This is a genomic window from Pseudomonas sp. Irchel s3h17 (assembly GCF_900187505.1).
Classification (GTDB): Bacteria; Pseudomonadota; Gammaproteobacteria; order Pseudomonadales; family Pseudomonadaceae; genus Aquipseudomonas.
In genome coordinates this window covers 26,085-37,694 of the sequence record NZ_FYDL01000020.1, presented here as the reverse complement: position 1 = coordinate 37,694, position 11,610 = coordinate 26,085, and the positions used below count along the sequence as shown (strand labels likewise).

Annotated in this window: 12 protein-coding genes; 9 read left to right on the top strand and 3 right to left on the bottom strand. The window is 59.3% G+C overall.

Going from position 1 to position 11,610, the window contains the following annotated elements; translation table 11 throughout:
- Positions 1-98 precede the first annotated feature (98 nt).
- From apaG to CKW25_RS23180, 7 genes are all read left to right on the top strand, one after another.
- The gene (gene apaG, locus CKW25_RS23210) at positions 99-479 is read left to right on the top strand and encodes a Co2+/Mg2+ efflux protein ApaG (RefSeq protein WP_095082921.1); all 381 of its coding nucleotides are present in this window, start codon (positions 99-101) and stop codon (positions 477-479) included.
- A complete protein-coding gene (locus tag CKW25_RS23205) occupies positions 479-1,360 on the top strand; it encodes a symmetrical bis(5'-nucleosyl)-tetraphosphatase (RefSeq protein WP_095082919.1) in 882 nt (293 codons plus the stop codon). Before apaG ends, CKW25_RS23205 begins: the two co-directional genes overlap by 1 nt.
- Before the next feature lie 33 nt (positions 1,361-1,393).
- Positions 1,394-1,723, top strand: coding sequence for a thiosulfate sulfurtransferase GlpE (glpE, locus tag CKW25_RS23200; protein WP_095082917.1), 330 nt, complete (start codon positions 1,394-1,396; stop codon positions 1,721-1,723).
- 283 nt (positions 1,724-2,006) lie between these two features.
- Positions 2,007-3,929 carry a PrkA family serine protein kinase gene (locus tag CKW25_RS23195; protein WP_095082915.1) on the top strand — a complete coding sequence of 641 codons (1,923 nt, stop codon included), beginning with the start codon at positions 2,007-2,009 and terminating at the stop codon, positions 3,927-3,929.
- Positions 3,930-4,047: 118 nt separating this feature from the next.
- Entirely contained in the window at positions 4,048-5,319 is a 1,272-nt protein-coding gene (locus CKW25_RS23190; protein ID WP_095082912.1) for a YeaH/YhbH family protein, read from the top strand.
- A complete protein-coding gene (locus CKW25_RS23185; RefSeq protein WP_095082910.1) occupies positions 5,316-6,878 on the top strand; it encodes a SpoVR family protein in 1,563 nt (520 codons plus the stop codon). The genes CKW25_RS23190 and CKW25_RS23185 overlap by 4 nt, the downstream gene beginning before the upstream one ends.
- 63 nt (positions 6,879-6,941) lie before the next feature.
- Positions 6,942-8,168, top strand: a complete 1,227-nt coding sequence (locus CKW25_RS23180; RefSeq protein ID WP_095082908.1) for a multifunctional CCA addition/repair protein — start codon at positions 6,942-6,944, stop codon at positions 8,166-8,168.
- Between the two features lie 81 nt (positions 8,169-8,249).
- Here the strand turns inward: CKW25_RS23180 and folK are convergent, their stop codons facing one another.
- Both folK and folB read right to left on the bottom strand, forming a co-directional pair.
- Positions 8,250-8,768, bottom strand: coding sequence for a 2-amino-4-hydroxy-6-hydroxymethyldihydropteridine diphosphokinase (gene folK / locus CKW25_RS23175; protein WP_095082906.1), 519 nt, complete (start codon positions 8,766-8,768; stop codon positions 8,250-8,252).
- The gene (gene folB / locus CKW25_RS23170; RefSeq protein ID WP_095082904.1) at positions 8,759-9,112 is read right to left on the bottom strand and encodes a dihydroneopterin aldolase; all 354 of its coding nucleotides are present in this window, start codon (positions 9,110-9,112) and stop codon (positions 8,759-8,761) included. Before folB ends, folK begins: the two co-directional genes overlap by 10 nt.
- A gap of 74 nt (positions 9,113-9,186) precedes the next feature.
- Between folB and plsY the strand changes: the two genes are divergently transcribed.
- On the top strand, positions 9,187-9,756 hold the full coding sequence (plsY, locus tag CKW25_RS23165) for a glycerol-3-phosphate 1-O-acyltransferase PlsY (RefSeq protein ID WP_095082902.1): 570 nt from the start codon (positions 9,187-9,189) through the stop codon (positions 9,754-9,756).
- Positions 9,757-9,793: 37 nt separating this feature from the next.
- Here the strand turns inward: plsY and tsaD are convergent, their stop codons facing one another.
- Positions 9,794-10,819 carry a tRNA (adenosine(37)-N6)-threonylcarbamoyltransferase complex transferase subunit TsaD gene (tsaD, locus tag CKW25_RS23160; protein ID WP_095082900.1) on the bottom strand — a complete coding sequence of 342 codons (1,026 nt, stop codon included), beginning with the start codon at positions 10,817-10,819 and terminating at the stop codon, positions 9,794-9,796.
- A 199-nt stretch (positions 10,820-11,018) separates the two neighbouring features.
- Here tsaD and rpsU point away from each other — a divergent pair, with 199 nt between their 5' ends.
- Positions 11,019-11,234, top strand: coding sequence for a 30S ribosomal protein S21 (gene rpsU / locus CKW25_RS23155; RefSeq protein ID WP_002551877.1), 216 nt, complete (start codon positions 11,019-11,021; stop codon positions 11,232-11,234).
- The last annotated feature ends 376 nt before the right edge of the window (positions 11,235-11,610 follow it).

Here is an 11,610-nt window from a genome sequence, read left to right as displayed (position 1 = left end):
AACCAGGCGCCCGGTCTGGTTTACTACCCGATACTTGGCCTAGACTGATCCACATCAGTCACGCCCCGCGTCCCGCTTTGCTTTTAAGGCCTTTTTGCATGTCCGATCCTCGTTATCAGGTCGACGTCAGCGTCGTCACTCGCTTTCTGGCAGAACAATCGCAACCCGAGCACAACCGCTTTGCCTTTGCCTACACCATTACCGTACAGAACAACGGCCTGCTACCGGCCAGGCTGCTCTCACGGCACTGGGTGATTACCGATGGCGACGGGCATGTCGAAGAGGTTCGCGGTGCCGGCGTGGTTGGCCAGCAGCCGCTGATCGAACCCGGCAAGAATCACACCTACAGCAGCGGTACCGTGATGACCACCCGCGTTGGCAACATGCAAGGCAGTTATCAGATGCTCGCCGACGACGGCACCCACTTCGACGCCATCATCGCGCCATTCCTCCTGGCCGTACCCGGAGCCTTGCACTGATGGCGACCTACGCCGTCGGCGATCTCCAGGGTTGCCTCGAGCCGCTGCAATGCCTGCTCAAGCGTGTCGCCTTCGACCCGGCAAAGGACCACTTGTGGCTGGTCGGCGACCTGGTGAACCGGGGGCCGCAATCACTGGAAACCCTGCGCTTCCTCTATAGCATCCGCCAATCGCTGGTGTGCGTACTGGGCAACCACGACCTGCACCTGCTAGCGGCTGGGAAAAATATCGAGCGCCTGAAAAAAGCCGATACCCTGCGCGAAATCCTCGACGCTCCGGACAGCAAGGACCTGCTTGAGTGGCTGCGCCAGCAAAAACTCCTGCACTACGACGAACAACGCGACATGGTGCTGGTGCATGCCGGCATACCGCCGCAATGGTCCCTGCGCAAAGCCATCAAGTACGCCGCCGAAGTCGAGACCGCACTGCGTGACGACAACCTGTTCACCCCGTACCTGGACGGCATGTACGGCAGCGAACCGGCGAAATGGGACAACGACCTCAACGGCGTGACCCGTTTGCGGGTGATTACCAACTATTTCACCCGCATGCGCTTCTGCACCCGCGAAGGCAAGCTTGACCTCAAAAGCAAGGAAGGCATCGACACCGCCCCACCCGGCTACGCCCCCTGGTTCAAGCACAAGGAGCGCAAGACCCGCGGCCAGAAGATCATTTTCGGTCACTGGGCGGCACTCGAAGGCCAGTGCAACGAACCCGGCATCTTCGCCCTCGACACCGGTTGCGTCTGGGGTGGCGCCATGACACTGATGAACATCGACACCGGCGAGCGCCTGAGTTGCAAATGCGACGAACACGGCCACCTCGCACCACCTGTCGCCTCACCCACCCCCGAACCATTGGCGGCCAGCGCCAAGCGCTAGGCTGCGCCCCCAGCCAGGCCACAGGAGTCCACCATGAGCGAATTCAAACGCATCCCCCCCGAACAAGCCCAGGCCCTGCGAGAGCAAGGCGCGGTGGTGGTCGACATCCGCGACCCGCAGACCTATGCCGCACTGCACATCAGCGGCTCAAAGCACCTGGACAACCATTCGATCTCGGATTTCATCCGCGGTGCCGACCTCGACGCACCCACGGTAGTGGTCTGCTACCACGGCAACTCGAGCCAGAACGCCGCCGCCTACCTGATCAGCCAGGGCTTCTCCGACGTCTACAGCATGGACGGCGGCTTCGAACTGTGGCGCACGACCTTTCCTTCGGAAACGGCGCAAGGCACGTCCGAATAATTTTTTTCAGTGCTGCAGCCCACGTCTGCCGTGGGCTGACAGACGGTCATTTACAACAAATTACGCATTGCCCCTTTACCTCCCGGATTCCGAACTATCCTTAGGCTCAGGCCATCCAAAACAGGGGAGAGCCGGTACACCGGCGTGCGGGTCATCGGGAGTAACCTTTCAAGGTTGATAGCTTTGAAGGTGTTCTGGGGGGGTAAAAAGCAGCTGCACTTTCAGTTGCTTACCAGCATCGACTGATCCGGCGCCGGCTCCACGTATCGAGCGAGGTGTCGTCATGAGTATTTTTAGCCACTTCCAACAACGCTTCGAGTCCACACGCCAGGAAGAACTCACGCTGCAGGAGTACCTGGAGCTGTGCAAGCAGGACCGGAGCGCCTACGCTTCCTCCGCCGAGCGTCTGCTGTTGGCCATCGGTGAGCCGGAATTGCTGGACACCTCGACCAACTCGAGGCTGTCGCGCATCTTTTCCAACAAGGTGATCCGCCGTTATCCGGCCTTTGAAGACTTCCACGGAATGGAGGAATGCATTGACCAGATCGTCTCCTACTTCCGCCATGCGGCCCAAGGCCTGGAAGAGAAGAAACAGATCCTCTACCTGCTCGGCCCCGTCGGTGGCGGCAAGTCGTCCCTGGCCGAAAAGCTGAAACAGCTGATCGAGAAAGTCCCCTTCTATGCCATCAAGGGCTCTCCCGTGTTCGAGTCGCCACTGGGGCTGTTCAACGCCACCGAAGACGGCGCGATCCTGGAAGAGGACTTCGGCATTCCTCGGCGCTACCTGAACACCATCATGTCGCCTTGGGCGACCAAGCGGCTTGCCGAGTTTGGCGGCGATATCAGTCAATTCCGGGTGGTCAAGCTCTACCCTTCGATCCTCAACCAGATCGCCGTCGCCAAGACCGAACCGGGCGACGAAAACAACCAGGACATCTCGGCGCTGGTGGGCAAGGTCGATATCCGCAAACTCGAAGAGTTCCCGCAAAACGACGCCGATGCCTACAGCTACTCGGGCGCACTGTGCCGGTCCAACCAGGGCCTGATGGAATTCGTTGAAATGTTCAAGGCGCCGATCAAGGTGCTGCACCCTCTGCTGACCGCCACCCAGGAAGGCAACTACAACAGCACCGAAGGCCTGGGCGCGATTCCGTTCACCGGGATCCTGCTGGCGCACTCCAACGAATCGGAATGGCACACCTTCCGCAACAACAAGAACAACGAAGCCTTCATCGACCGGATCTACATCGTCAAGGTCCCGTACTGCCTGCGGGTCACCGACGAAGTGAAGATCTACGACAAGCTGCTGTTCAACAGCTCCCTGGCCAAGGCTCACTGCGCACCCGATACCCTGAAGATGCTCGCCCAGTTCACCGTGCTCTCGCGCCTCAAGGAGCCCGAGAACTCGAACATCTACTCGAAAATGCGCGTGTATGACGGCGAGAACCTCAAGGACACCGATCCGAAGGCCAAGTCGATCCAGGAGTACCGCGACACGGCCGGCGTCGACGAAGGCATGAACGGTCTTTCGACCCGTTTCGCCTTCAAGATCCTGTCCAAGGTCTTCAACTTCGACCCGCACGAAATCGCCGCCAACCCGGTGCACCTGCTCTACGTGCTCGAACAACAGATCGAACAGGAGCAATTCCAGGCGGAAACCCGCGAACGCTACCTGCGCTTCCTGAAGGAATACCTGGCGCCGCGCTACATCGAGTTCATCGGCAAGGAGATCCAGACCGCATACCTGGAGTCCTACAGCGAGTACGGGCAGAACATCTTCGACCGCTATGTGCTGTACGCCGACTTCTGGATTCAGGACCAGGAGTATCGCGACCCGGAAACCGGCGAAATTCTCAACCGCGTCGCCCTCAACGAAGAATTGGAGAAAATCGAAAAACCGGCGGGCATCAGCAATCCGAAGGATTTTCGCAACGAAATCGTCAACTTCGTCCTGCGTGCCCGGGCCAACAACAATGGCAAGAATCCGACCTGGCTCAGCTACGAGAAGCTGCGGGTGGTCATCGAGAAGAAAATGTTCTCGAACACCGAGGATCTGCTGCCGGTCATCAGTTTCAACGCCAAGGCCAGCAAAGAGGACCAGCAAAAACACAACGACTTCGTTACTCGAATGGTCGAGCGCGGCTACACCGACAAACAGGTACGGCTTCTGTCCGAGTGGTACCTGCGGGTCCGGAAATCGCAGTGAGACAGCTGCAAGCTACAAGCCACAAGCTGCATGAGAAAGGCGCGTAAGCCCGAGAGCCGGGTAACAGCTTCTACTTGCAGCTTGTAGCTCACAACTTGAAGCTGCCCGGAGGGCCCCTATGAGTTATGTGATCGACCGACGCCTCAATGGCAAGAACAAGAGCACGGTAAACCGCCAGCGGTTTCTGCGGCGCTACCGTGACCACATCAAAAAGGCCGTCGAAGAGGCCGTGAGCCGGCGCTCCATTACGGACATGGAGCACGGCGAGCAAATCAGCATTCCCGGGCGCGATATCGACGAGCCAGTGCTTCACCATGGTCGTGGTGGCAAACAGACCATCGTGCACCCCGGTAACAAGGAGTTCACGACCGGCGAGCACATTGCCCGCCCACCGGCAGGTGGGGGTGGCCGTGGTCCGGGCAAGGCCGGAAATTCCGGCGAAGGCATGGACGAGTTCGTGTTCCAGATCACCCAGGAAGAGTTCCTCGAATTCATGTTCGAGGACCTGGAGCTGCCCAACCTGGTCAAACGCAACCTCAGCGGCACCGACACCTTCAAGACTGTGCGCGCCGGTATCAGCAACGAAGGCAACCCGTCACGAATCAACATCATCCGCACCCTGCGCTCGGCCCATGCCCGGCGTATTGCGCTGTCGGGCAGCAGCCGGGCAAAACTGCGCGAAGCCAAGGACGAGCTGGCACGCCTCAAACAGGAAGAACCGGACAACTTTGGCGATATCCAGAAAATCGAGGCTGAAATCGAACGCCTGAGCGCGCGCATTCACCGCGTGCCGTTTCTCGACACCTTCGACCTCAAGTACAACCTGCTGATCAAACAGCCCAACCCCAGCTCCAAGGCGGTCATGTTCTGCCTGATGGACGTTTCCGGCTCCATGACCCAGGCGACCAAGGACATCGCCAAACGGTTCTTCATCCTGTTGTACCTGTTCCTGAAACGGAACTACGAAAAGATCGACGTCGTGTTCATCCGCCACCACACCAGCGCCCGGGAAGTCGACGAAGAAGAGTTCTTCTACTCTCGTGAAACTGGCGGCACCATTGTCTCCAGCGCCCTTAAACTGATGCAGGAGATCATGGCCGAGCGCTATCCGAGCAACGACTGGAACATCTATGCCGCACAGGCCTCCGATGGCGACAACTGGAACGATGACTCGCCAATCTGCCGTGACATCCTGATCAACCAGATCATGCCTTTCGTGCAGTATTACACTTATGTAGAGATCACTCCGCGCGAGCACCAGGCCCTGTGGTACGAATACGAGCGTATCGCCGAAGCCTTCACCGACACCTTTGCCCAGCAGCAGCTGGTTTCGGCCGGAGATATCTACCCGGTCTTCCGTGAACTCTTCCAGCGCAGGTTAGTGACATGACCGCCAAAGAGCAGAAACGCCAACCCATTTCCACCGGCTCCGAATGGACGTTCGAGCTGATCCAGGCCTACGACCGCGAAATCAGCCGTATAGCGGCCCGCTATGCGCTGGACACCTACCCCAACCAGATCGAAGTGATTACCGCCGAACAGATGATGGATGCCTATGCGTCCGTCGGCATGCCACTGGGTTATCACCATTGGTCCTATGGCAAACACTTCCTCAGCACGGAAAAGTCCTACAGTCGTGGCCAGATGGGACTGGCCTACGAAATCGTGATCAACTCCGACCCGTGCATTGCCTACCTGATGGAAGAAAACACCATCTGCATGCAAGCGCTGGTGGTGGCCCATGCCTGCTATGGCCATAACAGCTTTTTCAAAGGCAACTACCTGTTCCGCACCTGGACCGATGCCAGTTCGATCATCGATTACCTGGTCTTCGCCAAGCAGTACATCATGCAATGCGAGGAGCGCCACGGCATCGACGCCGTGGAGGACCTGCTGGACTCCTGCCACGCCCTGATGAACTACGGCGTCGACCGCTACAAGCGCCCTTACCCGATCTCCGCCGAAGAAGAGCGACGCCGGCAAAAGGACCGCGAAGAGCACCTGCAAAAGCAGATCAACGACCTGTGGCGAACCATTCCCAAAGGCGCTGGCAAGTACAGCGAGAAAGACAACGCACGCTTTCCGGCCGAACCGCAGGAGAACATCCTCTACTTCATCGAAAAACACGCCCCGCTGCTGGAGCCATGGCAGCGGGAAATCGTGCGGATCGTGCGCAAGATCGCGCAGTACTTTTATCCACAGCGCCAGACGCAAGTCATGAACGAGGGCTGGGCAACGTTCTGGCACTACACCCTGATGAACGACCTGTACGACGAAGGCCTGGTGACCGACGGCTTCATGATGGAGTTCCTGGCCTCGCACACCAGCGTGGTCTTCCAGCCCGGGTTCGATAGCCCGTATTACAGCGGGATCAACCCCTACACCCTGGGCTTCTCCATGTACCGCGACATCCGCCGCATGTGCGAGGAGCCGACGGAAGAGGACTACCGCTGGTTTCCGGAAATCGCCGGGACCGACTGGCTGTCAGCCATCAAGTTCGCCATGAGCAGCTTCAAGGATGAGAGTTTCATCCTGCAGTACCTGTCGCCGAAGGTGATCCGCGACCTCAAACTGTTCAGCATTCTCGATGACGATCAAAAGGACGATCTTCTGGTACCCGCCATTCATGACGAGGACGGCTACCGCACCATTCGTGAAACCCTGGCAGCCCAATACAACCTGGGCAACCGCGAACCCAACATACAGATCTACAGCATCGACCGCCGCGGCGATCGCTCGCTGACCCTGCGCCATCAACAACACGACCGCAAACCACTGGGAGACTCCACAGACGAGGTTCTAAAGCACCTGCACCGCCTCTGGGGCTTCGATATCCACCTGGAGACCCTGCAGGGCGACCAGGTGATGAAAACCCACCACGTGCCCCCCAGGGGCGAGCACAGCGAGGGCGACTACGGTCGACTCGACCTGGCCGTCATTCACCTTTGAACCTTCCAGAACCTCCGGAAGTTCGACACAAGGGTTATCCTGTCGAGCTAACGGAGGTTTTTTATGCAGATTTATAAAGTCGGCGGCGCGGTCAGGGATCGCCTGCTCGGCAAGCCTGTCACCGACATTGACCGGGTTGTGGTCGGTGCCAGCACCGAAGAGATGCTCGCCAAGGGCTTTCGCCCGGTCGGAGCCGATTTCCCGGTCTTCCTGCACCCTGAAAGTGGCGAGGAATATGCCCTCGCCCGCACCGAACGTAAAACCGGGCGCGGTTACGGTGGCTTCACCTTTCACGCCAGCCCCGAAGTCACCCTGGAAGAAGACCTGATTCGCCGTGACCTGACGATCAATGCCATGGCTGAAGACGATCGGGGCCAACTGACCGACCCCTATCATGGCCAGCGCGATCTCGAGGCACGCATACTTCGCCATGTTTCCCCCGCATTCGCCGAAGATCCCTTGCGAGTCCTGCGCGTTGCCCGTTTCGCCGCCCGTTACGCCGAGCTCGGTTTCACGGTCGCACCCGAAACCCTCGAACTGATGCGCCAACTCAGCGAATCAGGCGAACTTGAGGCACTGACTGCCGAACGCAGCTGGAAAGAAATATCCCGCGCCCTGATGGAAAACCAGCCTCAGGTTTTCATCCAGGTACTCAGGGACTGCGACGCTTTGAAGGTGCTGATGCCCGAGGTTGATGCGCTGTTCGGCGTGCCGCAGCCTGAAGCCCATCACCCGGAAATCGACAGCGGCCTCCATACCCTGAGCGTTCTGGAACAGGCCGCTGCCCACAAGCAGCCGCTGACCGTGCGCTGGGCCTGTTTGCTGCATGACCTTGGCAAAGGCCTGACACCCGAGAGCGAATGGCCCAGGCACATCGCCCATGAACACAAGGGACTGAAACTGATCAAGGCCGTCAACGCACGCTTCAAGGCTCCGCGCGACTGCCAGGAACTGGCGCTGCTGGTGGGGGAATACCACACCCACGGCCATCGCGCCCTGGAGCTGAAAGCCTCGACCTTGCTGGAGTTGCTACAGAGCTTTGATGTGTATCGACGGCCGCAGCGATTCGAGGAGTTCATTGCAGCCTGCGAAATGGACGCACGAGGCCGCAAAGGTCTTGAACAGAGAAGTTATCCACAAGCCGATTACTTGCGAGGTGCAGCCACGGCCGCACGCAGCGTGGCGGTTCAACCCTTGCTGGAGCAGGGATTCAAGGGCCCGGAGCTGGGCGAGGCCATCAAGCGCGAGCGGCTCAAGGCGTTGAAAGCCTACAAGGAGGCGCTTGCCTGAAAACATCGCGGGCAAGCCCGCTCCCACAGGTACGGCGCACACCTTGTGGGAGCGGGCTTGCCCGCGATAGCGTCCGTCAGGTCACAGCAAATTCAAAGGCGTCAACGGCTCACTGCGCCACTCAAACGCCACCGGCGCCAACACCTGGTCAATCTGCGCTTCACCCCACAAGGTCGCGAAGTTTTTGCCGACACCCGGATGCACCCTGTCCGGCGCAATCAGCGACAGCGGCCATAACACAAAGGCGTTTTTCAGGATTTCCGCTCGCGGCAGGACCAACCCATCGAAATTACCCACCAGATCGCCGTACAGCAGCACGTCGATATCCAGCGGCAAGCCCTTGCGATCCGGGGCGTACCGACCATTGTCGGCCTCAATGAACTTCAATCGCCGATCCAGCTCCATCAAGGGCAGATCGGTAAACGCAGACACCACGAAATTGAAAAATGGTCCGCTCTTGATCCCGACCGGCTGGCTTTCGAACACCGCCGAGCAGCGGATATCCACCAGGAAGCCCGACAGCGCTTCCAACCCAGCCCGCAGATGAGCTTCGCGCTCGACATTGCTGCCGAGCCCGAGAAATACCTGAGTTAGCGACATCCGCGCTCGATCTCCACGCCCACGCCCGCTGCAGCCGGGATGGCGCCTGGCTTGGTCAGCTTGAGACGCATCCAGGTGATCTTGAATTCGTCCATCAAGACTTCCGCCAGACGCTCGGCAAAGGTCTCCACCAGTTGGTAGCTGGACTGCTCGGCGAACGCCTGGATACGCGATGTGACACTGGCATAGTCGAGCGCCAGGGTCAGGTCATCACCCGCCGCTGCCGGACGGTTGTCCCAGGCAAAGCTCAGGTCAAGACGCAGGCACTGACGGATGCCGCGCTCCCAGTCGTAGGCACCAATCACCGTGTCGACTTCCAGGCCCTCGATAAACACTCTGTCCAAGCACTTTTCTCCGCAGCACGACAAGGGCGCAATGCGCCGTTAGAATCAGGGCGTCCTCGCCCGGAATAGTTAGCATGTTTTGGTTACTGGCGATCCTCGCCTACCTGCTTGGCTCTCTGTCCTTCGCCATTTTGCTCAGCCGCCTGACCGGTAACCCCGATCCGCGAATGAGTGGATCGGGTAATGCCGGCGCCACCAACATGTTACGCCTGGCGGGCAAAAAACTCGCCGTCCTCACCTTGCTGGGCGATCTTTGCAAAGGCTTGCTGCCCGTACTGATTGCCGGACTGGCAGGCCTTTCGATACAACAACAGGCCTGGATTGGCGTCTGCGCCGTCATCGGCCACCTGTTTCCGCTGTACTTCTGCTTTCGCGGCGGCAAAGGCGTTGCAACGGCCGCCGGCATGCTGCTGGGGCTATACCCGCCAGCGGCACTCCTGGCCATTGGCGCCTGGCTCCTGACCTTCTACCTCACCCGCACCAGCTCGCTGGCCGCCCTCATCGCCACGCCCCTGACCCTGCCACTACTGGCCTGGCAGGAACCGGCAGCGTTACTGCCCATGAGCGCATTGACGGCGCTGATCGTCTGGCGCCATCGCGGCAATCTACGCGACCTGTTTGCCGGGCGCGAACGGCATTTCTAACGACCGCGGGTGAATATCGCTCACGTGCGACGGTCCGTTACAACGGTGACAGCTGCTCCATCGGCCAGCGGGCCTGAACACTGATCGCCAGGCTTTCGTGCTGGCCAGCCTGCAATCGCTGGCAACCGGCAAATGCGATCATCGCGCCGTTATCGGTGCAGAACTCCGGACGTGCGTAGTAAACGTCGCCCTTCATGTCGCCGAGCATTTTTTCCAGGGAAGCACGCAAGGCCTTGTTGGCACTCACGCCACCAGCAATCACCAGGCGCTTGAGACCCGCCTGCTTCAGGGCGCGCTTGCACTTGATGGTCAGAGTCTCCACCACCGCCTGCTGGAAGGCCAGCGAGATGTCGCAGCGGGTTTGCTCGCTGTCGTCCCCGGCGCTGACGCACTGCTGCCAGGTGTTCAAGGCAAAGGTTTTCAAGCCGCTGAAACTGAAATCCAGACCCGGCCGATCACACATCGGGCGTGGAAAGACGAAACGCCCGACTACGCCTTGCACGGCCAGGCGCGCGATTTCCGGACCACCCGGATAATTGAGCCCCATCATCTTCGCCGTCTTGTCGAAGGCTTCGCCGGCGGCATCATCCAGGGTCTCGCCCAGCAACTCGTATTGACCGATACCATCGACCCGAACCAGTTGCGTATGCCCACCCGACACCAACAAAGCGACGAACGGGAACTCGGGTGGTTGCGGCTCCAGCATCGGCGCCAGCAAATGCCCTTCCATGTGGTGCACGCCCAAGGCCGGGATACCCCAGGCAAACGCCAGTGCCTGGGCGCAGGAAGCCCCCACCAGCAAGGCGCCGACCAGGCCAGGACCCGCGGTGTAGGCGATGGCATCGATCTCGGTCGGCACGCAGTCCGCTTCGGCCAACACCTGACGAATCAAGGGCAGCATACGCTTGACGTGATCCCGTGATGCCAGCTCCGGCACCACGCCACCATAGGCGCGATGCAGATCGATCTGGCTGAACAGCGCATCGGCCAGCAGGCCTTTTTCACTGTCGTAAAGTGCGACGCCGGTTTCATCGCAGGAAGTTTCTAATCCCAGTACTAGCATGGGTTTGCGCCTTGTTTAGGCTGAATTCGAAGGCGCGCATAATAGTCGCCGCGTGATGCCCCGACCAGCGGTTTTCGATCAGAGGCTTTGCATTCCGAGCGATGAGGGGTTAACATCCGCAACCCTTAAAAACCGACGTCTTCAAGTGCTCTTTTGCCGCGAGGATGTTGCCCCCGGTAATGAATGAAGGTAGCTCTGGATGCCAGCCGTCAAAGTAAAAGAGAACGAACCCTTCGACGTAGCTCTGCGTCGTTTCAAGCGCTCCTGCGAAAAAGCCGGTGTACTGGCTGAAGTTCGTAGCCGCGAATTTTACGAGAAGCCAACTTCTGAGCGTAAGCGCAAAGCAGCTGCTGCTGTTAAGCGTCACGCCAAGAAAGTTCAGCGCGAACAGCGCCGCGCCGTTCGTCTGTACTAATACGCAGACGACCGTAGCAAGCTTCTGCCAAGCCCGGCTCTCAGCCGGGCTAATGGCATTTGCGGATATCGCTTGATGCTTCACCGTCGAAGCCGCAGACGCGACCGAGACAAATCTGTTTTACACGTCAGACCTGGCTCTTTTGCCAGCAGTGCACGTCTCTTCTGACGAGCCTTCCAAGGCTACTGACGAGCACACCTTACTGATTCTATCGACGATCAGCCCAAGGCACCCTCTTGCGTGCCCGCTTTTGAGCTATCCGAGGCCTGTCACCGGGCACTGCCGGATTCAGCGCAACACTTTCGAACAGTCGAATACTGATTGGTACTAACCTCAGTGGATTTTCGGCAGATACACTCCCCGACAGCGAATACGC